This window comes from Sulfophobococcus zilligii, from assembly GCF_055398255.1.
On sequence record NZ_AP042406.1, the window covers coordinates 487,437 to 510,698 of the forward strand.

Sequence of the window (23,262 nt, forward strand, 5' to 3'; positions counted from 1 at the left end):
TTATGTTGATTATTAATCAATGCTTTATATAATTAAAGCTTAGACTGTTTTAAACCTAACACGTAGGCTATTAAATTTGTTGATACATGTAGTATAAATGTTAATACGAGTAGTATGAGTATGTATTCCGGTTTCTCAAATACTTGTATTGTATTAGTGACATAGTAGAAGAATGTAGCTCCAAGTATAAAATCCCATTGGTCGAGGAAGAGAGCAGGGTCTCCTGGCTTTAATCCAATCCTCCTCTTTATAAACGCACCGATCATATCACCTAGTAGTGCAAATAATCCTGCCCCGAGACCTAGAAAGGCCAAATAGCTATCTCTAAATACAAGTGCCAGAGAAGAACCAGCTATGTAGGAGTTTACTACGCCTATTAAGAGGCCCTCCCAGGTCTTATTACTTCCAAATACTGGTTTTCCATCAATAAATAATCTACCTCTATCTATTCTCCTAGCTCCCTTTACGAGTACAGGAGAAGCATTTGCAATCATTGGTGGAAGGTAGTATTTCAACAACCACTCAACGAACTCACTAGCCTCGATCAATCCATTCAACACCCCTACTCGTTATAGTAAACAATATTTTTTCTTCTAAGGCTTTATCTATTGGTTTTACGATTTTAATATATCTTTTACCGCCGGGTTCAAAGTAGAGTCCAATAATTAAGTCGAAGTAGTATTCTAGGATTTTAATACCAGATGCTTCTATTTCACCTGTTTCTCCCACTCTAACTTGTGCAGATGCAAATAGTTTTCCACTGGTTTCCTCTATGGTTTTCAATAGTAGTGCTGTTATAAATGCTAGTTTACTAACTGCTTCTTCGCGTAGTGCTTCTACTCTGAAGAGAGCATTAATACTATCAACGAAAACATATTTTGGTTTTAAAGCACTCACAGCTACTGCTGTTTTAACTAGTGTATCTAAATCATATGCTTCTGTAAACAATGTTTTATCGTATTTCTCAGGGTTTACAGCTATTCTTTCATAGTGTAGTGTTTCCTCGGTGGAAATATATATACAGCTGTAGACACTACATAGATTGCCAGCTATAGTCAACAAGAGAGTTGTCTTGCCGACTCCAGCAGGTCCATAAAACAAAATACTTGAATACTCGTTTATCAAACCATCTAAAGCAGTATTACCTGTGTAAACAACCACTCTTTAATACACCTAAATAAAATCCATTATTACATAGTTATATAAATGGTGGAGAGGAAATATTGCAGAAGAGGCCACTAGTAGTCGCTATCTATGATTCAAAGTGGTTTATGAAAACACTAGAGATACTCAAGAGACGCGGTGTTAAATTCCACCATTACTACACTGAGAGCGAGGTACCGTATGGGAGTATTGTATATACAGATCTAGACTCTATTGTGAGAGAGCTCTCAGAGAGAAGCGATGTATTAGTAGTCTACGACCACCAACACACTTGTCGAGAACTGGAAAAAGCAATATTGTCAACAATGTATATCACTAGTTTTAAAACAATAGCGTTGGGTATAGACCCTGGAAAAATAATTAGCTACATAGTACTAGGCGACGACGTCATTCTACTATACGGGGAGGGGGGTTTAGAAGACTTATCAAGAGACTTAGACTACGTATTGAACTGTATACCATTCGAAGAAGTAAAAATCAAGGTTGGAAGTGGCGTCCACTCGATTGAAGTAGTAGAGTATGTTAAAACAAGATATAGAGACATCCCCCTTGAACTCGTAGATGAATACAGTACTACTCCAAGTAAAAACAGAGTAGACGATACAATATACTTGTCTAGAAGACTCAAGGGATTAAAGCCATTTCGATACAAAGACATTTATGCAGCATATAGAATAGCACTTAGTAAGGGAGTAGAGGTTAAATAGAAAATGCCTCGTGTAAAACTCGCGCCTGGCGAGGCATTAAAACTATACGGCCCCATGGCTGTTACAACTGAAAGCCTCGCCTTTTAAGGCGGGGATGGATAGAAAAGCTTATAAGGTGTGTATCCTATAATGTGTTTTGGGGAGTGCCTCGGTGGGCGAACCTCTAGCGTGGAGTAGCCTTAGGACAAAATCCATAGCCCCGAGCCCCGCCCTAAGCGGGGTAGGGGTAACGCGCCTGAGACCAGGCGCGGGGCTGAACCCAGCTTTCGCTGGGAATGTAGCCCCAAACCTCTCCGCTCCAAAGGGAACCCTCGCCCTTCAGGGCGGGGAGGAGGTCAGACTGGCCTCTGGCAGGCTCAGTGTACACGAGAAAATCGTTGAACCAGGCGAGAAATTCATTGTACATAAAACTAGAAACTACGTAGTTGTAGCTGTTGAACCCTCAGAAATAGATATATCAATGCTTGATGAATCACAAATACAAATACTCGACCAAAACGACCCATATCTTGAAAAAATAAAACTAGTGAGAGACATAGTTGCTAAAGGAGCTAGAAAAATAATTGTTATTGGATGCACTGATTGCGGCAAAACATCTCTTACTACAATTACTTTTAATACAATGCTGGCCAACGGCTTGAAGCCCATTGTTATAGATAGTGATGTAGGACAGGCAGATATAGGTCCGCCGGGATTTATCACTATGGGGTCTTCAAATAAACAAATCTACTGGCTAACAGAACTACAACCACTTGAAATGAAGTTTATAGGTGATATTAAACCACAATTATACTCTCAAACAATAATCTACGAGACAAAACTACTCGTAGAAAAAGCACTTAGAAGCAACTACGATGCAGTAGTAATAGATACTGATGGCTGGGTTAGAGACGAGCAGGGAATACAACACAAATTAATGCTTATAGAGAAGGTAAAACCAGACGTAGTCTTCGTCCTCGGCGACGAGTTAAAAGGCATATTTAAACAACTAGTTAAAATAGGCGTAGAAGTCTACGAGCTTCCAACACCAATCTACAGGAAGGCAAGGAGTAGAGAAGAGCGTAGAGCTCTTAGAAGTTTAAGATATAGAGAGTTTCTCGAAGACGCCAGTATATTGAAAGCCAAAATCGACGATGTAGTTATACTTGGGCACCCATTATTCCTGGGGAGCGAAGTCGACAAGAACATACTGACTCCAATAATAGATGGAAGAGTAATACATGCACGATACTACACTGGAACACTCCACGTCTACGGAGTTGTAAAAAGCTATAACCTCGAAGAAGCCAGAAAACACGGTTTTGAAAAAATTAAAGCTTATCCAATTGGATTTGAAAAAGGACTTTATTGTAGTGTCGGCGTAGTCAATGGCCCAGAATACCCCGGTGTAATCGAGAAAATAGATTTTGAAAACAGAGAAATCATAATTAGAACTAAATATACGGGTAGAGTAGAAGTAGTTAAACTAGGCAAATTCAAGTTAACTGAAAACTATACAGAAGAATATATAGAGGTTGTACAGCAATGAACATTGGCGAACTACATAGGTATGCTTCTCTACTCGGAAAGAAAATAGTAAATGTAGAGTCTATAGAATTAGAATACGAGTTGACTAGACTAGCTTTTAAAAACAGAGATAGTGTTATACTTGCAACTCTCAAAGGCCACGGTGAAACACCTGTTTACAGTAATCTACTTACTAGAAGAGAAGATATTGTAAAACTACTCGGTGTAAACTCTATTGAAGAAGCCTATGTGAAAATAGAGCGTGCACTATCACCAAATATACAGCTTGAAACAATAAACTTCAATGATGTATTTGAAGAAGTAGATGTAGACTTCTATAGAATACCATTTGTAAAATTCTTTAGAGAGGATGGAGGCCACTATCTCTCTAGCTCAATATACATTATCTGCTACGAGGGTATTTGCAATGCTAGCTACCATAGAACAATGCGTTTAAGTAGAGATACTGTTGCATTGAGAATAGTTCCTAGACACCTCAACTATCTTGTATCAAAGTATTTCGAGAAAGGTAGAGATGCACCAGTAGCACTAGTTCTCGGATTAGATCCAATCCAGGAATTCGCTGCTGCTACAACTCCACCACTCGGTGTATTCGAAGTTGAAGTAGGTGCTGCACTAGGTGGAGAATCGAGAATTGTTAAAACACCTAGATATGGAATACCCGTTCCAGCTAGTGCTAGTATAATTATTGAAGGCGTGATTTCAAGGGATAAAAGAGCTAGTGAGGGGCCGTTTACAGATATACTTCTACTAGCCGATATTGTTAGAGAGCAGCCAGTGTTTATAGCTGAGAAAATGTATGTTGCTAGACGTAGACCACTACTAGTACATGGAATTATACCCGGGTTATGGGAACACTGGCTACTCATGGGTCTACCACGAGAAGCACACATGTATGTTGAACTAAAGAGAGTAGTTCCCTGTGTTAAAACAGTTAGATTGACTGAAGCTGGTGGAATGTGGCTCCATGCAGTTGTATCAGTTACAAGGAAGTGTAGTGAAGGTGATGCTAAACTAGCTGGAATAACAGCTATCTCGGCTCATCCAAGTATTAAACACGTTGTAGTTGTAGATGAAGACATAGATGTAGACGATCCAAACATGGTTGAATGGGCTATTGCCACTAGAATGAAGGGTGGTGACGACATCCACATAATAAGAGATATCCGTGGTAGCACACTAGAACCTAGAAGCAAGGATGGAATAGGAGATAAAGTAGTATTTCTAGCTATTACTCCACGAAACGAGCCCTACGAGAAATACAAGAGAGTGGAGATTCCATAATGTACCTCACGAGAGAACAAGAGAAAATGCTCAATGGAGAATACGGCTGGGCAACTGCAAAAGCAATTGAATTAATAATTCGAGTTGGAGAAGCTCTTGGAGCAGACCGGTTAATCCAAGTAAAACACGCTCATGTATCAGGTGTTTCTTATTCAAACATTGGAAAATATGGTTTAGAGTTTATAGTTGACTTCTATAAGCGTGGAGGTAGAGCTAGAGTATACACTACTATCAATCCCGGCTGTATAGACTACTCGGGTTTCTCCACGATTATAGATAATAAATACATGTCAGAGCAGAAAGTAATAGATGATGCATTAATTGGAATGGGGTTTAAACCAGTATTTACTTGTATACCCTACTACTACAGACCCCCAGTACAGGGAGAACACCTCGCATGGGGAGAGAGTAGTGCAGTAATATACGCTAATTCTATTTATGGAGCATTAACTAACAGAGAAGGAGGTCCAATAGCTCTCGCTGCGTCTATAACTGGATATACATATAATGCTGGATTACACCTACTTGAAAACCGTGTTGGAAGAATAATAGTTAAACTAGACCCAGTTGTTAAAAACACCCCGATGGGTGCAATTGGACTATTCATTGGAGATGTAGTTAAGAAAACACCAGTTCTACATGGATTAGAAAACATAGATTTCAGCGAGTTAAAAATACTACTTGCATCAATGGCTGCTAGTGGCAGTCATGCACTCGCAATAATTCCAGGAATTACACCTGAAAACACATATAGAGTTGAAGTTGAAGAAGAATTGACTATTGAAAAACAAGATTTAGAGAAGTATATGGGTGAATCCCTGGATTTAAAGCATAAGTCAACTAGTAGTGTACTAGGCTATTTAGGGTGTCCACACCTCCACCCACTCGAACTCCTCCAAATAGTAGAATTGATTAGAAAGTATGGTAGAGTTAGACGGGGTAGTCTATTACTAACACTACCACCTGAATACCTTGACAAATACAGTTTTCTAATTAATGAATTAAGAGCTCGAGGTGTAGATATCGCTGCTGGAACATGCCCCGTGGTCTCAGTATTCAACAAGAAGAAATATGATTATGTATTAACAAATAGTGGTAAAGCAGCATTCTACTTGCGGAGAATACATGGTTTAAAAACAATAATTACAAGTCTCAGAGAGGTGATTAGATATATCTGTGGATACTGAGCTAGCTCTAAAACCCCTTGTTCCAGGAGAGTGTAGAGGGAGGGTTTTAATACTAGATCAATACCTCAGCTTCTTCGGTGAGGTAGATCCGGAAACAGGTTGCATTCGCGGATCTAACATATGTTTTCCAGGGAGAGTATTAGTGTTTAGAGGTAGTAGGGGCAGTACTGTAGGACCCTATATCATCTATGCATTGAAGAAAAACGATAAGGCCCCGGTCTGCATGATTGTTGAAGAAGCTGAACCACTACTAGTAGCTGGCTGTGTTCTGGCTGGTATACCACTATATATTTCAACTACTAGAATAATAGATAAACTAGAAAACGATACATATATAGTAGTTAATTGTAATGGTGGATTATGCCGTGTTGAAGCAAAATAATGGTTTATTTGTAGTATTGGAGGGTATTGATGGATTTGGTAAAACCACAATTGCAAAAACACTCGTTGAGAAACTAAGGTCTTATGGGTATAAAGCAGAATATACTTTTGAACCAACAGATTCAGACATTGTTGAATTAATGAGAACAAAGTACAGAGAATACAGAGACGCATATATCGACGCTCTTACATTTGCACTTGATAGACTACTCCACATTAAATTAAAAATTAAACCACTACTCAATCAAGGCTATATAGTTGTATCAGACAGATACTTCTATAGTAGTGTAGCGTATCAATCAGCTAGTGGAGCACCAATAGAGTGGGTTTTAGAAGTAAATAAATGGGCTTTAAAGCCAGATGTAGCGATATACTTAGATGTAGACCCTGTAACCGGGTTGAATCGTAAAACCTCACAGGAAACGAGATTTCCGGAGTTTGAAAAACTAGAGTTTACTTATAGAGTTAGAGAAGTTTACTTGGAACTAGTTCGACGCGGACTACTAGTAATGATTGATGCAAAGAGGAGTTTTGAAGAAGTATATAGAGACGTTGAAAACCATGTATTAAACGCTCTCAGAGCAAAATCTACTTCTTAGTTTTAAGTCTTTGAATACGCTCGAGTACTTCAAGCCACTTTATTAAATCCGTTGGATCTACGTCACTCGAATTCAATAGCGAATCAATTGTTTTCAAAGTATATGCTTCTAGTTTCTCTAGTATCTGCGAAGTATACACCTGTGTAAAAACTAGTCTTGCTTCTTCATCTGTTTTAACTATGTGTACTCTTCCATGAACGGGACATATGACTTCACCACTCTTTAATTTAAACAATGGTAGATTACAACCTTCAACAGGGCAGATTTCAGCCAGCATCGTAGCTCCAGACTTTAACAACTCAGCCATTATTTTCGTTGGGTCTTTCTCGTTTTTCAATAAACCCACCAGGGATAAAACATATTAGACTAATCACTCCTCAAATCAATTGTAGATTATGGTGTATTTATAGATTTAGCATAGAGGTGGTGTCGATGAGCCGTGTAATGGATAACGAAGCAAAAATAAAAAGCGCGATCTTCATGCTTGTCAGTATAATAAATGACACTGCTGTACCTAGAAATATAAGGCGTGCAGCAACAGAAGCTCTCAACTACTTGAGAGACGAGAGATATTCCCCCGGTGTAAGAGCCGCGAACGCTATTAGTGCACTAGACCAGGTCAGCCAGGATCCAAACATGCCTCTAAGTGCTCGTACAAAAATATGGCAGATAATAGCACTACTAGAAACAGTTAAAGACTAAATTGTTTTTCAACTAAAAGTGTTTTTATTTACACTAGAGTGTTTTTAATGGGTGGATTACTTAATGGTTAATGTGAGAGTTAGAGGAATATATTCTACAGCTGTATCCAAACTACTCTTAGAAGAAGGATTTAAACTCGTAGAAGCCAGTGATAAAATCATTGAGAGACTCAATATACCAATAGATACCAGTCCATGTGATGCAACAGTTAAAGACACAGAAAACCCAGATGAAATCCTAGTACTTGGATTCCCAGTAGAAGCAAAAAGAGTATTTGATGTACTCGTCGAGAAATTAAACTACGTGTATAAATGGGAGTCTAAAATAGAACTCCACAGCGTCTACCTAGGAGTAGTAGTCGAGAAAACTAGTGATAGCTGTATTGTAGATCTAGGAGGGGAGAAAGGCTACTTATACCCCTGTAGAGAAGATGTAGGAGCAAAAATCCTCGTTGGAGTAAAACACGCTCCTCTAAGAAAAAACGAGAGATTAGTATTAACAAGGAATTTTAGACTTGTTGGTAAGAGAATAGCTCTTGTACACGGAGAACCAAGAATTACGTTTTCAGAACACATCTACGATCCGAGTGTAAAAGCAAAACTATCAGCTATAGCTACATCTAAGTTAATGGGGAGTGGAATAGGAATACACTTTCGAAGTAGTGCTAAATACGCTGATAGAGACGAATTATCTAGAGAAATAGATCTACTGCTAGAAGAATACAAGCAGATACTTCAAAAACAAAGAGAACAGGATTCACCAGTGAAACTAAGACATGGCGAGTTCATCGGTATAATTGGCTTGACAAGTATAGCTAAGAGGAAACTAGACGAGTATAGAAGGACAACGTGTTTTACAATAGACTATCATCACAGCTTGAAGTCTATGGGATACAGCGACCTAGTAGACTTCGCAGAAGAAGTCATGTCGCCATTACATCCTTCAAGGGGAGAAAACACTGAAATTGGAGTTTTAAACTATATAGCTAGACGTTTAAGAGAAACCTCTAGAATCGAGTTAATTCACGTTAAACCAACTGGTGAAGTATTACGACTACAACATGGTAGACTATACAGAGTAGAATACAATAGAGACAAATTACTCATTGTACTAGAGAGAGTTATGAAGAGCGAGGGTATATACGACGGGCTTGGAGTAGACAAGAAACCCGGAGATATAGACTACATGGTTGTAGAAACAGGCTCTCCAATAATTACACACAACTACTATAGAAGCGGGGTTTGGCTTGGAACATATATAAACATCAATACCCCGCCAGAAATCACACCCTCGATTATTAAATACCACGACCTCCTAGTAGACGTAGTAGTGCATCCATCAGGCGAGGTTAAAATAGTAGATGAAGAAGAACTAGTAGAACTATACAGAGAGGGAGTAATAACGAAAGAACTATATGAATACGCTGTAAACACCGTGAAACAAATATTATTAAATCCCATGAACTATGTTTTTAACCCTGGTAAAAATCTAGAATAAAATAGAGCGGGGGTGCCCGAGCCTGGCCAAAGGGGCCGGGTTGAGGACCCGGTGGCGTAGGCCTGCGTGGGTTCAAATCCCACCCCCCGCACTCAACAATACTATTCAACAACTATACTTTCTTCAACTTGTAATAGAAAACCCCTGCTATAACTAGGTCTACTACGAGCATTAATACCGGTATTACTGCTACTATTAGTGAAAAACCCGGTTTTTCAGTGAATTCTCCTTTATAGTAAATCAGAGTTGAATTTGCAAGTGGTTGTCTTGATAACACTATGATATTTACATTTCCACTCGTTATAAACTTCGACATACCATACATACCATGAGTTATTCCTAATGGTTTATTATCCACTGTGAAGATTACTAATGGATTCTCTTGGTCTTTTAAATCTACTTTAAAAGCAACTAGATATATTTTACCCACGTCTCCCTGGATTTCATCTTTTACACCGTCCACGCAGTTATATCCCACTAGAGCTAGCTCTGTGATGTTGATGGTTTTACATTCAAGGTTTTCATATACGACTACTTCATGGTAGTTAAATCCATTATTGAAGCCTTCATTAATATATATAAAAAGGGATACTATGGGCATTACGAATAATACTATGAGGACTAGTAGTAATGCAATGTTTTTAATAGAGTATTCTCTTACTACTTTTCTATATTTGTATAATGTCAATATATATCCAGCAACTGTCGATATAGTTATAGTCCAAACATATATGCTTGGACCGCGCACTAACATTACAACGTAGTCTCCTGTACCACCTACACCAATAAAACTAGGTATACCCGTTACAACCGTAACACTGGTAATATTCTCGATAACCCTAGAATTCAATAATAAAACCTCTGATTTAAACAATGTAAATACTATTCTCTCTCTATCTAACGGGTATACCCATATATAGCCAGTATTGCTATCAGTGTATAATATCCATATAGCTAGAGAAATCAATACCAGAATAGATACTAGTAGCACAATATTCAAAGGCGATATTTCCAAAACTATTTTACTCAATAAAACCACCCATCCTACCCTATAAACTACATCAGAGATATACGCGAAAGAGTTTTTAAGTCTGAATACTAAATAAATTATCTCTCAGGGAGTGCCGCCGTAGCTCAGCCCGGCCAGAGCGCCGGACTCATACGGGTTGGAGGACAGCGGGGTCGGCCCAGGAGAGATCCGGTTGTCCCGGGTTCAAATCCCGGCGGCGGCACTCCAGTTCTATCGTGTCCTTGGAAAGTGCTTTAAATCTGATTTTTATTTAAACTATTTGTAAGTATTACTGGTTTTAATGGTGGAGAATAGTGAGTGAAATACCGGATTTTGCATATGGAGAAGTAAAAGCGCTAGATGTTAAAGAGAGGAGTATTCACGAACTACTCTTAGCAATGAATGATATTTCATTCCAGGGGCGCGCGCTCGGCGAAGCCTATAGAATACTAATTGATATGTTCAACGACCCAGAGAACACGATATTCCTCGGACTGGCTGGCTCGATAAGTACTGCTGGTATGTGGAAGATAATTAAGTGGCTGGTTGAAGAGAGATATGTTGACGTAGTTGTATCTACTGGTGCAATAATAAGCGAAGACATATATGAAGCAATGGGCTTTAAATACTACAAAGTACATCCATGTATAGATGACGCTATGCTCTTAGAGAGAAAGTATGATAGATTCTACGACACGGTTGCAAACGAGTTAGACTATAGGAAAATGGAGGGTTTGATAAGAGAATTCGTTGAGACTCTACCAGAAGGAGTATACTCTACACCTGAATTCCTATATGAATTCGGAAAGTTCCTCAATGAGAAGGGAATAGATAGCATTGTAGCAGCAGCATATAGAGCAAAAGTCCCCGTTTTCTCGCCTGCACTAGTAGATAGCGGTTATGGAATGGGCCTATTACTAGCATATAGAAGTGGAAAACACATAGTACTAGACATGGTTAAAGACTTCTATCAACTAGTAGAAATAGGTAGACACAGCAAGAAAGTCTCAGCAATATATATTGGTGGTGGAGTACCCAAAGACTACGTTAACTTAATGACTGTAGCACAAACACTAATAGCTGAATACGAAGAGGGTAGACACGACTACTACAAGGGGTTTGAATACATAGTTCAATTTACAACCGATATGCCGCAATGGGGTGGACTAAGCGGTGCAACACTTGAAGAAGCCGTTAGCTGGGGCAAGGTATCACCACACGCGAAAAAGAGAACAGTACACGTTGATGCAACAATAGCTTTACCAATAATAGCACATGGACTACTAGTTGGAAGAGTGAAGAGAAAGAATCCGCAAAACGTATTAGAAGTAGTAGTTAAAAAACACTAGTCTACAATAATAATTGTAAAGCGTGAAGGAGAAATCCACTCGCTTTTACAACGCGGACATCTACTTGGCTTTCTAGGTCTATCTAGTTCTCTAAATTCAAAACCACATTTTCTACAGTATGGAGGCTCCATTACAAGTATTTCTCTTCCATTACTCCTAGCTCTAAGAGACTTTGAGATATGAGGAAGATGTTCGTATACGTCGCGAGGGGTTATATCGCCACCTAAAAAACCAGCTATTTCCTCTGCTGTAAGTGGTCTTCCAGCTGTTTTCAATATTTCTATTATTTTCTCGCGTGTAGTAGACTCCATTAAACCACTTTACTTCTTTGATTCCCTATATCTCTCAATAGCCTTTCTAATCTTTTCTAGTGCAACCTCTCTATTCTTCCAGCCAATTACCTTGACCCACTTACCTTTTTCTAGCTCCTTGTAGTGTGCAAAGAAGTGTTCTATTCTCTGCTTGATTGCTTCTGGTAGATCGTTTATGTCTCTTATATTTTGGAATCTAGGGTCTATTTTATCAGCTGGAACAGCTACGATTTTAGAGTCGTATCCCTTTTCGTCTTGTGTTTCAAGTACACCTATTGGTTTTGCTTTAATAACGGATCCGGGTACTAGCGTGTCATACGAAATAACTAATACGTCTACTGGGTCTCCATCTTCTTCTAGTGTTCCCGGTATAAATCCATAGTTGAATGGATAGACCATTGATGTATATAGTATTCTATCTACGAATAAAACACCTGTCTCTTTGTCTAATTCGTATTTTACACCGCTATTCATTGGAATTTCTATTAATACATATACTTCCTCGGGGGCTTTTTCGCCGGGTCCGATTTTCTCAAATATACTCATTATTACTCACCAATTTAGAGAAAATATTGTATTACGGTAAAAAAAAATGTGTTATTGTCTTAGAACTTGTTTTAGTAGTACTGGTACCTGTGAGGGTGTTTCTGCTACTGGTATACCTGCTTCTTCTAGTGCTTTCTTCTTTGATGCATAGTCTCCCATACCCATTGATATTATTGCTCCAGCGTGGCCCATTCTCTTACCTGGTGGTGCTGTTCTACCAGCAATATAGGCTACTACTGGCTTCTTATAGCTTGTTTTCTTGTAGTATACTGCAAATCTTTCTTCTGCATCGCCACCTATTTCTCCAACTAGTACCATGGCTTCTGTTGCTGGGTCTTTGAAGAATAATTCTGCTACGTCGATAAAGTCTAGTCCTGTAACAGGGTCTCCTCCAAGGCCTACTACGGTTGATACTCCTTCTCCGTGTTTTCCTAGTTCGCGTGCTATTTCATATGTTAGTGTTCCACTTCTCGAAACTAGTCCTATCCTACCTGGTTTGAACACGTGGGCTGGCATTATACCCATTTTACACTCTCCAACTGTCATTACTCCAGGTGTATTGGGGCCTACTATTACTACTCCTTTCTTTCTCGCGTAGTTTACGAATTTAACTTCGTCGTGTACGGGTATTCCCTCTGTGATTACTACTACTAGTTTCAATCCAGCATCTATTGCTTCATACACGGCGTCTGCTGCGAATTTTGCTGGAACAAATATTATTGATGCATCTATTGCTCCCTGTTCTCTTATAGCTTCATCTATTGAATTGTATACTGGTACTCCATGTACATATGTTCCCTTCTTGCCTGGGGAGGTTCCAGCTACTATTTTAGAACCGTATTCAAGCATTAACTTAGTGTGGAATGCACCCTCTCTACCAGTAATTCCCTGTACTATAATTCTTGTATTAGAGTTTACAAGTATGCCCATAAACCCCTCACCTCTTTGCTAATTCAACTGCTTTTTTAACTGCATCATCCATTTCTACATAGACTTCAATATCGTTTTCTATTAATATCCTTCTACCCTCTTCTTCGTTTGTACCGAGCATTCTAACAACAATGGGTTTAGTGCTACCTGTTTCTCTTAGTGCCTCTATAATACCCATTGCCACCTCGTCGCATCTTGTAATACCACCAAATATGTTTACTAGGAGGACGCGTGGTCTTGGGTGTAGTAGCATTAGTTTTACTGCTTCTTTTACTCTATCCCTGGATGCACCGCCACCAATGTCGAGGAAGTTTGCTGGTTTTCCACCATAGTAGAGAATAGAGTCCATTGTAGCCATTGTCAATCCTGCACCGTTGCTTATAACGCCTATATCTCCATCTAGTTCTACATAGCTAAATCCTAGTTCTTTTGCTTTTCTCTCGTATTCACTGTATTCTCTACCATAAAGTGCTTGTAGTTCAGGGTGTTTAAACAAACTGTTATCGTCTATTGTAATCTTGGCGTCTACAGCTATTAATTTACCGTCGCACGTGTATACTAGTGGATTGAATTCAACTAGTTCGGCATCATAGTCTATCATTATCTTATACATTGACTTCATTATCGAATCTAATTCGCCAATGCTACTCCATGGTAGATTTAATACATCAACTGCGATTCTAGACATGTAACTGGAATATCCTACTTCGGGATCAATGTAGATCTTCTTTATTTTATCAGGGTATTTTCTAGCTAATTCCTCTATTTCAACACCGCCCATCTCTGAGATCAAGAAGACTGGTTTTCTAGCTGCTCTATCAATTACTAGTGATAAATATAGTTCTCTCGATATACAGATTTTTTCTTCTACTAACACCGTTGAAACCTTTAACCCACGTATCTCAGTAGATAATAGTTTAGCGGCTGACTTCTCTTGCTTCTCCGGGTGTAGAAGCAAATTTCACTCCTCCCGCTAGTCCTCTACCGCCAACTAAAACCTGTGCCTTAATGACTACTTGTCCTCCCAGCTCGCTTGCTACTTGCTGGGCTTCTTCAGGTGTAGAAACGGGTTTTCCACGTGGTACTGGAATATTATAGCGTCTAGCTATCTCCTTGGCTTCATATTCATATAGTTTCAAATAAACCACCTGTATAAGAAATAGGAGATTACAATTAAAACCCTTACTGAGAGGTATACTACTAAGAGAGACCAGAGTTAACAATATGTAAGATACTAGTAGAGTAGAATGAGATTTTAGGAAATTATAGAAATTAGAGAAAAAAGAAAAAGGGTTTGGTATTTACTCTTTACTTTGGAGCTACTGATTTCTTAATGGATGTATATGCTAGTAGGCTGAAGATTGTTGCTAGTAGTGCGAAGAGTGTTGCAGCTATTGAGATGTACATGCTTGTCGATGCACTAGCTGTTGTTGATGATACCTTGTTGTCGAGAGCGCTAAATCTATCTTCAGTGTTTTTACTTAGTTGTTGTACTTTAGTATCTACTTCTCCTACTTTAGTTTCAAGTGTACTTATTTTACCTGTTAGTGCGTCGAGTTTGACTATTAATTCGTCAGTCTTGATTTTGCTTAGTAATTCATCAATCTTGTCTGTCTTAATCCTGATTAGTGTTACATTGCTTTCTACATCAGTGAGTATTGCTAGAGCATTGTCTAATTTACCACCGAGTGATGCTAACATTCCTTGTATAGTGTTCAATGTTGTCTTTACAGTGTTCATATCACTCTTAATAGCGCCTACATCACTTCTTACAGTAGTTAGAGTGCTGTTAATGTCGTTTAACATACTCTTTACATCAGTGAAGCCTGTTGATACTTGTCTTGAAATATCATCTAGTTTAGTGCTAAATGTATTGAGGCTTGTAGTTATAGTTGATACAATATTGTTGAGACTGGTTTGTACATTGTTGAATCCAGTGTTAATCGCGTTGTTTAACTGGGTTACATCGTCTTTGGTTGCAACAAATGTCAGGTTGTTGACTACGTAGATGTATCCTGGCTCAGAGATCTTTGTTGTTGTTCCCTCATAGTATACAATTCTAACCTCGTATTTACCTGGTTGTAGTACTGGGAATAGTAGTGCTGGATACAAGTCTTGGCCAGCTACCTTTCCACCAATAATTATACCGTTAGTGTCTACTTTCCAGTCTCTTACATGTGTGTAGAGTGATCTAAATGCATCAGTCATATTGACTACTATGGTATCAAATGTTAATCCAGGTTTGAATCCTGTTCCAATAACTCTAACTACACCACTACCAACTATTACTGGTAGAATTGCCTTGCCACTTGTTAAATTACTGTCTAGTGTTACCAATAATAGCTTGGGTTTAACTATAAATGTTGTATAGGTCGTATTGGTCTTCCAGGATAATATCTGTTCTCCAGAGACACTAGTGATTACTCTAATTGTATATTCGCCTTCTGGAATTGATGGAACTAGGAACTTGAAAGTCATATAACCATTGGAGTCTGCAACTGGTTTTGACGGTGTTATTAGAGATGGAGATACTTTGGTTCCATTGAGATATACATCTATTAGCGTCTCGTTTGGTCTTAATCCATATAGTTCTACTTCTATGTAGTCACCGAGGTAGTCGCAGTCTCCAGTGTATACTACGCAGACGTCACAGAATGACTTGCCTTCGTATACGGCACATGGACAGGCCTCGATTCTTGTGTTGTAGTAGCTAGCAGATGCTTCTCTACTGGTTGGCTTACCAACAATTATGAATACTCCTTTTGCACCAACAACTATTGCAACAGAGTACTCGTATCCTCTAGAGTCAATACCGTGTATGTAGTGGGCACCAAATGTTGTACCTGGTGGTATTGTTATCTTGAATGTTAAGTTACCATCTCTACCTAGTTCTCCAGTGAATAGTGGTGACACCATGTCTAGGGTTACAGTTAGATTGTTTCTGAAATCATACCATCCATAGCCTGGTGAGTAGCCAAAAGCCACTATTGTAATGGTCTCGTTTGGCATTACTGATGTTGGATAAGTCTTGCGTAGTTCATTGCCTACTAGGAACATTAATACTGGTCTCACCAAGTAGTAGACATTTCTAAACTCGTATGGTGTTTCTGGTAGACTAACCGTTACTGTCATAGTAACGACTTTTGCCTCAGCATCATATACCCAGTTTACTTGGTATGTATATCCTTCATGAGTGAATTTCCATGTTGGAGTCTTCACTACTGTACCATCAACAGTCAAGTTCTCTGTTGTATATGTTTTGTTTTGTCCACTTGGCGTGTGAATCATGTATACAAAGCCGCCAGTAATTGTCAATTTATATTCATACAATATTAGTAGTATTTGGTTGGCATATTCATAGAACTCTGCCTTGTATCTATACCCTGGCTCGGAGATGTTGATATTGTATTTTCCATTCAAGTTGAATAATATAGCTGTTACATTTGCTCTTAGGGTTGAGTTGTAGGTGGAGTTTACTGTTACATTAAATAATGTCACGTATGGTAGCGCGGTTGCATTGTATAAAGCAAATGTTACAGTGTAATCTGGGTTGAGATTGGCAGATAATATGTATTTCTTAGCTCCATCTACTATGAGAATGCTTAATACATCGTTCTTGTTTATTGATTGATTGGCTGATGCTTGCGCATAGCCTAGTGTACCATTAATCTGCGATGTTGCATTGATAAAGCCTTTTAACCCTATATTAAGTACAGATAAGTCGAAACTCACGGTTACTTCTTTACCCAGGGTTACATTTCCTTCGGTTGCAGTTCTATTTACATCTCGTGGAGCAATATACACTATTGGAATGTATAATCCAGCAGTCATGTTTGTTGGTTTCTTGGATAATAGATCTGTCACATTGAAGCATCCACACGAAGTAGTATAAACGTTCACTGGGAAGTCATAGTAGACATTAGTAAAGTTCGTGTTTTGTAGTCTTATCGTTGTTACTTTAACATTGGCTGGGAATCCATAACCCTCTACTACTATGTTATCCTTGAAGATGTTACCTGTAATATTCACCCACATTCCATGTCCAGCTGGCTCACCAGCGTCAACGTTAATTATTTTAACTATTGGTCTAATTGTTAGACTTGCATTCCTATAGAATGCTGAAGACACACCATAAGATGAATTTGCTTCAAATGAAACGACATAAGTATCTTGTGGTAGACATAGTCCGGTTAGATTTACTGGTACTATCACTCTTCCATATTCATCTGGTGTTTTAGGTGTCTGAATTGAGTGTGTACCAATATAGATTTTTTGAACAACAGTGTTTTGTTGTAATCCATAAATGGTTACGGTAATATTGTTTTGTGGTGGTGTTACTGTTGGATATACTTCTACTAATGGTAGTATCGATAGTTTTTTTGATTCAGGTGTTGGGGATGGGCCAACATATAGATTTACTGTTAATATACCGTCAATGGATATTAATTCTCTTAGTTCTTTTGGTACTACTAGTGTTACATTTACATATCCTGATTGATATGGTGTAACTGTTTTCTGGTCGTATACTGTGCTATTATTATGGCTGTTTACTAGTTTAACAGTGAATGGTTGAGGGAATGGTACATATACTTCCACCATTATAGTATCGCCTGGATATACTCCAGGATAGGTTAAGCCTGTTACATTTATGGGGCCATGTATATTGACTATTACTGGTTGTAGCTGTGCTGTTACTAGTGGTATTTCTAGTACTAGTGGTGCTATTATGGGTAATATTATTGCGAATAGGGCTATTGTGGATATTATAGACTTATAGTTCATGTATAGACTCACCCGTGTTTTACAATAACGGTTTAGATATGTTTTAAAGATTGTGTCTATAAATGTGTATACACGGTGTATACATGTGTATACACTTTTTACATTAAACACTGGAATCACGTTTATATTGTAATAACACTATGTTTTTATTAGTGTAGGTTGGAGTAGATGTCGCGTAGTCAACCACGTAGATTTGTACCGTTACCAGAATCGCTTATAGATGAAGCAATGAGGGTTTCTGAGAGAGTTGGTATGCCGTATCTTGTCTTAATAGAGAAGATTTTAGAGTCGAATTTGAAGATTATGAAGTATAAGCCAAGTATACTTAGAGCACTTGTTTTCGCGGATGTTATTGATGACTTGAGACGTATTGGCTCTATTATTCTACCATGGAAAACAACGAGAATTATAATTGATAAAATGAGTGATGATGAATTCAATACTCTACTGGAGGAAATGGGTAGGACTTGTATATGGTTTGGAGAGTTAATGAGAGTTAAACATGGTTCTTCGCCCAGTTTCTTCGAGGCGGCATTATCTGCTTTTATTTCAAGTGCGCTCATAGACACTATCCAGGAGGGAGATGGATCATATAGATTTGTTATTTCATTCATGGAGCAGTCGCCGAGAATACTGAAACTAGCCGAGCAAATAGCTGTAAACCTGGCCAAGGGCTTCCACTTAAATATCCTAGAAGTCAAAACAGGAGATAATACTGTCTCTATAAGGGTGACTGGTTTCTTTGAGAAAGAATAGAAAAACAATTGGTGTAGACGCTGAATACGTAGAGTTATTAAAACAAATAGCTAGAAATAGAGGAATGAGCATAGCGTCTTACCTCAGAGAACTAGTAGAAAACGCTGTCAAACTAGAAGATATGGGCTACTATGCACCAAGAGCACTACTAGAAAAACAAATAGAAATCCTTCTTTCAAGACTAGGGTTTTCAATTCTACCACCAGATATACTCAATGCTAAAACAGACGAAGAAGTAGTTGAGAGAGGAGTAGTTATTGGAAAAACAATTAGAGAACTAGGGTTTAGCCCCGTGGAAACAATAGAGTTTATTGGATTAAGTAATCAATTAATAGTCTCGCAGGGAGAAAACATTATTCTACTACCTCAATACGATCCCGTGAAAAAGAAACTAGCATTGTTATTAAAGGGTATTGCTAGAGGTTCTGGACTAACAGTTATTGAGTCTGGTGAAACAACTATTATACTCCAGACTAGTAGGTCTCTAGCTATATATGAACGCCGCTAGTGTTTTACGTGGTAACATATATTAGTCTCTAGACCTATAACACTGTTATTGAGTGATACAATGCCCCTGCTCGAACTAGTAGACCTTAGAGTATGCGTTGAAGACAAAGAAGTAATTAAAGGAGTTTCATTGAAAATAGAGCCGGGCGAAGTACACGTTATAATGGGGCCCAATGGAAGTGGAAAATCAACACTACTATCAGCAATCATGGGGTTGAAGAAAACAAGGATTTGTGGTGGCTCAATAATATTCAATGGTGTAGATATAACCAATATGCCAAGTTATGAAAGAGCAAAACTCGGAATAGCACTAGCCCACCAAAACCCACCTGAAATCAAAGGTGTTAAACTCATAGATGTAGCAAACGCCATGGCCAAGAAATACGGGTGTAGCGACTGTACACTACTAGCAAAAACACTACTAGTAAACTCGTTTCTACATAGAAGCCTATTTGTTGGATTTAGCGGCGCGAGAAAAAGAGAACAGAGCTATTTCTATTAATGCTCCAAAACCCCAAACTAGCACTACTCGACGAACCAGACAGCGGCGTAGATGTTGAGAGTATTGAAATACTAGCGAGAACTATGGAGACACTACGCAGTAGAGGAACTAGTTTAATACTGGTTACACATACAGGCGCGATCACCGAGAAACTGAGTAAAATCGACAAAGTACACATATTAATGAATGGTCAAATAGCTTATAGTGGATCACCCGATGTAGTACTACCTGTAGTCTTCAAGTTTGGTTTTAGAAAAGGATTGGAGGTACTTATGGGTGGTATGTAGTGTATGATTCTCAACTAGTATTTAAAGCCCTCGAGAAGCCGGCACCCTACGGTCCAGATCTTGATTTGTCAAAATATAAAATCGAAGAACCCGGCGTGGAAGAGACACGGGAAGTAGACCCATCGCTCTTAAAAGCTACTAGTAGAGTTGGATTAGATGCTAGTAGTCTTGCATATGCACAGAGAAACGAGCAAGCACTAGCTACTGCAATGGCTAAACTCCTAGAGAAATACGGTGTTATTGTTCTACCAACTAAGGAAGCATTGTTGAGAAAACCATTTGCAAGAGAATTATCTTGGAAGCTAGTAGATCCAACTAAAGACAAGTATACTGCGTTTGCATATCTCTACGGGGGCGAAGTAGGCTACTTTATATATGTCCCACCAGGCGTTAAAGTCCCTGTTCCAATATATACTTGTCTCTCAATTACAAGCAATAATGTTGTTCAAACAGCACACAACATTGTATATGTAGATGAGGGTGCAGAAGCACACCTTGTAACAGGCTGTGCAATACCACATGGTGTAAAAGACGGTGTACACATTGGTATATCAGAATTCTATATCGCTAAAAACGCCAAGCTGACATTTACAATGCTACACGCATGGGCAGAGGGACTACATGTAAGACCCCGCACAGTGGTAAAAGTCGAAGAGGGAGGCGAATACATAAACTACTATGTAACCTATAGTCCAGTAGCATCAATACAAACATATCCAGTAGTCTACCTCGGTAGAAACGCCAGGGCCTATCTAGCATCTATTATAGCGTCGAGTAATAAGGGCATATATGACATTGGATCCAAAGCAGTACTAGAGCAACCAGGTGCCGGTGTAGAAAACGTATCACGTGTAGTAGCTAGAGATGAATCAGAATCATATGCGAGAGCTGAAATAGAAGCCTTGGAGTCAGATACAAAAGGCCATATTGAGTGTCTCGGACTACTACTATCTCCAAAAGCCGTGATTTCATCGATACCAATAATAACCTCAAGAAAGCAGGGAGCACTACTCAGCCACGAAGCAGCAATTGGATTAATAGCAGACGAGGAAATAGACTACTTAATGAGCCGTGGATTCACCGAGGAAGAGGCAAAAGCAGTACTGGTAAGAGGCTTTATGAGTATTGATGCACCACTACCTCCATCAATCAAGAAACAAGTGGACTATATACTAGACATGGTTGCAAAATACGCTGTGGGATAACCAATCTCACCTTTATTTACAGTTATATACACTCATCTTTTCCTATTATTTAGATAGGTGTTTTTATTGAGTGAGAAGAAGTTGTTGTTAATTGCCGGTTATGGTGGACACGCTGGATACACGTATTCAATTGCATGGTATCTCAACAAATTGGGATTCAATAACAATACAATACTAGTAGCTAGAGGATACGAGTTTCTAGCTGGAAAATTCGAGAACTTCGGAGAAGTAGAATACCTCTTCCTGCCACGCAAGCCAGGAGAACCATTATACAAGGGGTTACACAGATGGATAAACGCGTTTATTCAATCAACACGTAGCGTATTGAAAAGTAAACCCAGAGCAGTCTTTGCAAGCGGATCTAACTTCTCTATTCCGCCATCCCTAGTGTCTAAAATATTATTAAAAACACCTGTTTACACACTTGAAACAATTGAGCGTTTTACAACGAAATCTAGAGCGGTAGATATACTGGTAAAAACAGGTGCAAAAGTCTTCCTCCACTGGGAAGAACAATTAGAGTTGTTTCCACGTGGAATAGTCTCCGGCCCTGTATACGAGCCAAGAATATATGAACCAAGAAACCAGGGCTATATCCTCGTTACAACAGGTACTCTTGGATACAAAGAGTTATTTGATACCATATCACAATTAGGCCTGGAAAACATAGTATTGCAAACTGGTGATGTAGACCCTGAACCCTACAAGAAAAAACACCCGTCTTGGACTGTATTCCAGTATACTAGTGACATACACAAGTGGATTGCCGGCGCAGACATCGTTATAGCACATCAAGGTGGTGCAACAACCTCTACTGCTAGATTTGCATATGGAAAACCAGTTATAATCGTATACAATCCAAGAGTTTCACTAGGTGCGTCTAAAAAAGACGTTGAAATCTACGCCGAGAAAATAAAAGCAGTATTTCTCGATAAACCAGACCCCAGACTACTCCGTAGAGCTATTGATGAAGTAGAAAAAACAAGTTTAAACTATGAAAACGGAGCGTTATTTATTGCCAAAAAACTACTTGAACACTTAGAAAAATAGTGGGATTTTTAGACTAGTGCTAAGAGAAGGCCAAGTAAAGCTGGTGGATACCCGTATTTCAATAGAAATACTACTACTTGTTCTGGTTTATACCTTGGCATTACATTATCGATTATTGTAAGCACTGTAAACACTAATAGTGTCTTTAAATACACTACTATTGTTGAGAGAAGCCAGTTTGATGGTTCAACAGGCCATGTACAACCAAGGAAGAGACACGCATAGAGCATTGGAAATACTATTCTCTCGGCAAACTTCAAGAAGAATCCAAGTGCTAGTCTCGACCCTCCCACCTCTGTAAACACACCCCAGTATATCTCCGACTCTGCTTCTGGTGTGTCAAATGGTTTAACCATTAAAACAGCTAGTAATGCTATAAAGCCGGCAATAGCAGAGAGCAGGATTGCTATAAAGCTCGTTAATCCACTACTCCATATTTTCGGTGACAATATACTTGTAAGGTATATACTGTACTCTCCACCGAGACGGGCACCAATAATTAATGGTGTAATAACTGTAATGGCAAATAATGGCTCAGCTACTACTAATTGTGCTAGAAACCTCGCTACGCCTATACTTGTATAGGGGTTTGGATGAGCTGCCGCTAGATATGCTATTGCAAATGGAGCTATCAACATAAAGTATAGTATGGCGAGTGAATCATATCTCGCATATAGTGGTTTATAGGCTACTGGAAGAGCTAGTTGAACCAGTATCAAGAAGCCTATAGCTAGGCTAATAACGATTACCGGGCTCACGTTGAGAGAATACTTGTTTACCATGTCTCTTTTAGCTACGAGCTTCAATAGATCTGCTAGTGGCTGGAGGAAGCCAGCTGGACCGGCATGTATTGGCCCTCTTCTATACTGGATTCTCGCTGACAGTTTTCTCGCATACCACTGTGTAAAAATAATGAATACTATTGTAAATAAGAGGCCTGGATATAGTAGAGCCTGTACAATCAAATCAAGTATCATATT

26 protein-coding genes and 2 tRNA genes are annotated in these 23,262 nt (G+C 38.9%); 17 read left to right on the forward strand and 11 right to left on the reverse strand.

Features of this window, described 5'->3' with window-relative positions:
- Nucleotides 1-32: 32 nt before the first annotated feature.
- Nucleotides 33-548: a CDP-2,3-bis-(O-geranylgeranyl)-sn-glycerol synthase gene (locus tag ACZ5YP_RS02650; protein ID WP_464835708.1), complete on the reverse strand. Its 516-nt coding sequence runs from the start codon at nt 546-548 to the stop codon at nt 33-35.
- Entirely contained in the window at nt 535-1,161 is a 627-nt protein-coding gene (locus ACZ5YP_RS02655; protein ID WP_464835709.1) for an RAD55 family ATPase, read from the reverse strand. Before ACZ5YP_RS02655 ends, ACZ5YP_RS02650 begins: the two co-directional genes overlap by 14 nt.
- A gap of 62 nt (nt 1,162-1,223) precedes the next feature.
- Here ACZ5YP_RS02655 and ACZ5YP_RS02660 point away from each other — a divergent pair, with 62 nt between their 5' ends.
- The 6 genes from ACZ5YP_RS02660 (at nt 1,224) to tmk (ending at nt 6,849) form a co-directional block, all read left to right on the forward strand.
- Nucleotides 1,224-1,871, forward strand: coding sequence for a hypothetical protein (locus tag ACZ5YP_RS02660; protein ID WP_464835710.1), 648 nt, complete (start codon nt 1,224-1,226; stop codon nt 1,869-1,871).
- Between the two features lie 151 nt (nt 1,872-2,022).
- The gene (locus ACZ5YP_RS02665) at nt 2,023-3,399 is read left to right on the forward strand and encodes a Clp1/GlmU family protein (protein WP_464835711.1); all 1,377 of its coding nucleotides are present in this window, start codon (nt 2,023-2,025) and stop codon (nt 3,397-3,399) included.
- The gene (locus ACZ5YP_RS02670; RefSeq protein ID WP_464835712.1) at nt 3,396-4,682 is read left to right on the forward strand and encodes a UbiD family decarboxylase; all 1,287 of its coding nucleotides are present in this window, start codon (nt 3,396-3,398) and stop codon (nt 4,680-4,682) included. The genes ACZ5YP_RS02665 and ACZ5YP_RS02670 overlap by 4 nt, the downstream gene beginning before the upstream one ends.
- A complete protein-coding gene (locus ACZ5YP_RS02675) occupies nt 4,682-5,869 on the forward strand; it encodes an aconitase X catalytic domain-containing protein (RefSeq protein WP_464835713.1) in 1,188 nt (395 codons plus the stop codon). The genes ACZ5YP_RS02670 and ACZ5YP_RS02675 overlap by 1 nt, the downstream gene beginning before the upstream one ends.
- Nucleotides 5,859-6,251 carry an aconitase X swivel domain-containing protein gene (locus ACZ5YP_RS02680; protein WP_464835714.1) on the forward strand — a complete coding sequence of 131 codons (393 nt, stop codon included), beginning with the start codon at nt 5,859-5,861 and terminating at the stop codon, nt 6,249-6,251. The genes ACZ5YP_RS02675 and ACZ5YP_RS02680 overlap by 11 nt, the downstream gene beginning before the upstream one ends.
- Nucleotides 6,235-6,849 (forward strand): dTMP kinase, encoded by a 615-nt coding sequence (gene tmk / locus ACZ5YP_RS02685; RefSeq protein ID WP_464835715.1) that lies wholly within the window; start codon nt 6,235-6,237, stop codon nt 6,847-6,849. Before ACZ5YP_RS02680 ends, tmk begins: the two co-directional genes overlap by 17 nt.
- Here tmk and ACZ5YP_RS02690 read toward each other — a convergent pair.
- Complete coding sequence (locus ACZ5YP_RS02690; RefSeq protein WP_464835716.1) at nt 6,839-7,186, reverse strand: Sjogren's syndrome/scleroderma autoantigen 1 family protein; 348 nt, start codon at nt 7,184-7,186, stop codon at nt 6,839-6,841. The two genes, tmk and ACZ5YP_RS02690, sit on opposite strands and share 11 nt — an antisense overlap.
- A 95-nt stretch (nt 7,187-7,281) precedes the next feature.
- On the opposite strand from ACZ5YP_RS02690, the gene ACZ5YP_RS02695 reads away from it, so the two are divergent.
- The 3 genes from ACZ5YP_RS02695 (at nt 7,282) to ACZ5YP_RS02705 (ending at nt 9,139) form a co-directional block, all read left to right on the forward strand.
- Complete coding sequence (locus tag ACZ5YP_RS02695; protein ID WP_464835717.1) at nt 7,282-7,551, forward strand: UPF0147 family protein; 270 nt, start codon at nt 7,282-7,284, stop codon at nt 7,549-7,551.
- A gap of 63 nt (nt 7,552-7,614) precedes the next feature.
- A complete protein-coding gene (locus ACZ5YP_RS02700) occupies nt 7,615-9,048 on the forward strand; it encodes a ribonuclease FAU-1 family protein (RefSeq protein ID WP_464835718.1) in 1,434 nt (477 codons plus the stop codon).
- A gap of 6 nt (nt 9,049-9,054) precedes the next feature.
- Nucleotides 9,055-9,139, forward strand: a tRNA-Leu gene (locus tag ACZ5YP_RS02705).
- 21 nt (nt 9,140-9,160) lie between these two features.
- Here ACZ5YP_RS02705 and ACZ5YP_RS02710 read toward each other — a convergent pair.
- Entirely contained in the window at nt 9,161-10,078 is a 918-nt protein-coding gene (locus ACZ5YP_RS02710; RefSeq protein WP_464835719.1) for a hypothetical protein, read from the reverse strand.
- Nucleotides 10,079-10,171: 93 nt separating this feature from the next.
- Between ACZ5YP_RS02710 and ACZ5YP_RS02715 the strand changes: the two genes are divergently transcribed.
- Nucleotides 10,172-10,280, forward strand: a tRNA-Met gene (locus tag ACZ5YP_RS02715).
- A 91-nt stretch (nt 10,281-10,371) separates the two neighbouring features.
- On the forward strand, nt 10,372-11,406 hold the full coding sequence (locus ACZ5YP_RS02720; RefSeq protein ID WP_464835720.1) for a deoxyhypusine synthase: 1,035 nt from the start codon (nt 10,372-10,374) through the stop codon (nt 11,404-11,406).
- On the opposite strand, the gene ACZ5YP_RS02725 is transcribed toward ACZ5YP_RS02720, so the two are convergent.
- The 6 genes from ACZ5YP_RS02725 to ACZ5YP_RS02750 form a co-directional block, all read right to left on the reverse strand.
- Nucleotides 11,403-11,717 carry a transcriptional regulator gene (locus tag ACZ5YP_RS02725; protein WP_464835721.1) on the reverse strand — a complete coding sequence of 105 codons (315 nt, stop codon included), beginning with the start codon at nt 11,715-11,717 and terminating at the stop codon, nt 11,403-11,405. The genes ACZ5YP_RS02720 and ACZ5YP_RS02725 overlap by 4 nt on opposite strands.
- 9 nt (nt 11,718-11,726) lie before the next feature.
- On the reverse strand, nt 11,727-12,263 hold the full coding sequence (gene ppa / locus ACZ5YP_RS02730) for an inorganic diphosphatase (RefSeq protein WP_464835722.1): 537 nt from the start codon (nt 12,261-12,263) through the stop codon (nt 11,727-11,729).
- Between the two features lie 51 nt (nt 12,264-12,314).
- Nucleotides 12,315-13,193 (reverse strand): succinate--CoA ligase subunit alpha, encoded by an 879-nt coding sequence (sucD, locus tag ACZ5YP_RS02735; RefSeq protein WP_464835723.1) that lies wholly within the window; start codon nt 13,191-13,193, stop codon nt 12,315-12,317.
- A gap of 7 nt (nt 13,194-13,200) precedes the next feature.
- Nucleotides 13,201-14,151, reverse strand: a complete 951-nt coding sequence (gene sucC, locus ACZ5YP_RS02740; RefSeq protein WP_464835724.1) for an ADP-forming succinate--CoA ligase subunit beta — start codon at nt 14,149-14,151, stop codon at nt 13,201-13,203.
- On the reverse strand, nt 14,111-14,332 hold the full coding sequence (locus ACZ5YP_RS02745) for an ATP-grasp domain-containing protein (protein ID WP_464835725.1): 222 nt from the start codon (nt 14,330-14,332) through the stop codon (nt 14,111-14,113). Before ACZ5YP_RS02745 ends, sucC begins: the two co-directional genes overlap by 41 nt.
- Nucleotides 14,333-14,501: 169 nt before the next feature.
- The gene (locus ACZ5YP_RS02750) at nt 14,502-17,975 is read right to left on the reverse strand and encodes a hypothetical protein (RefSeq protein WP_464835726.1); all 3,474 of its coding nucleotides are present in this window, start codon (nt 17,973-17,975) and stop codon (nt 14,502-14,504) included.
- 168 nt (nt 17,976-18,143) lie between these two features.
- Here ACZ5YP_RS02750 and ACZ5YP_RS02755 point away from each other — a divergent pair, with 168 nt between their 5' ends.
- The 6 genes from ACZ5YP_RS02755 to ACZ5YP_RS02780 all read left to right on the forward strand — a co-directional run bounded on the left by ACZ5YP_RS02755 (nt 18,144) and on the right by ACZ5YP_RS02780 (nt 22,282).
- On the forward strand, nt 18,144-18,731 hold the full coding sequence (locus tag ACZ5YP_RS02755; protein WP_464835727.1) for a hypothetical protein: 588 nt from the start codon (nt 18,144-18,146) through the stop codon (nt 18,729-18,731).
- Nucleotides 18,718-19,239, forward strand: coding sequence for a CopG family transcriptional regulator (locus tag ACZ5YP_RS02760; protein ID WP_464835728.1), 522 nt, complete (start codon nt 18,718-18,720; stop codon nt 19,237-19,239). Before ACZ5YP_RS02755 ends, ACZ5YP_RS02760 begins: the two co-directional genes overlap by 14 nt.
- Before the next feature lie 60 nt (nt 19,240-19,299).
- The gene (locus ACZ5YP_RS02765) at nt 19,300-19,740 is read left to right on the forward strand and encodes an ATP-binding cassette domain-containing protein (RefSeq protein ID WP_464835729.1); all 441 of its coding nucleotides are present in this window, start codon (nt 19,300-19,302) and stop codon (nt 19,738-19,740) included.
- A complete protein-coding gene (locus tag ACZ5YP_RS02770) occupies nt 19,740-20,027 on the forward strand; it encodes a P-loop NTPase family protein (RefSeq protein WP_464835730.1) in 288 nt (95 codons plus the stop codon). The genes ACZ5YP_RS02765 and ACZ5YP_RS02770 overlap by 1 nt, the downstream gene beginning before the upstream one ends.
- On the forward strand, nt 20,027-21,232 hold the full coding sequence (locus ACZ5YP_RS02775; RefSeq protein ID WP_464835731.1) for a SufD family Fe-S cluster assembly protein: 1,206 nt from the start codon (nt 20,027-20,029) through the stop codon (nt 21,230-21,232). The genes ACZ5YP_RS02770 and ACZ5YP_RS02775 overlap by 1 nt, the downstream gene beginning before the upstream one ends.
- 66 nt (nt 21,233-21,298) lie before the next feature.
- A complete protein-coding gene (locus tag ACZ5YP_RS02780; RefSeq protein ID WP_464835732.1) occupies nt 21,299-22,282 on the forward strand; it encodes a UDP-N-acetylglucosamine--N-acetylmuramyl-(pentapeptide) pyrophosphoryl-undecaprenol N-acetylglucosamine transferase in 984 nt (327 codons plus the stop codon).
- Between the two features lie 8 nt (nt 22,283-22,290).
- Here the strand turns inward: ACZ5YP_RS02780 and ACZ5YP_RS02785 are convergent, their stop codons facing one another.
- A complete protein-coding gene (locus tag ACZ5YP_RS02785) occupies nt 22,291-23,259 on the reverse strand; it encodes a complex I subunit 1/NuoH family protein (protein WP_464835733.1) in 969 nt (322 codons plus the stop codon).
- Nucleotides 23,260-23,262 lie beyond the last annotated feature (3 nt).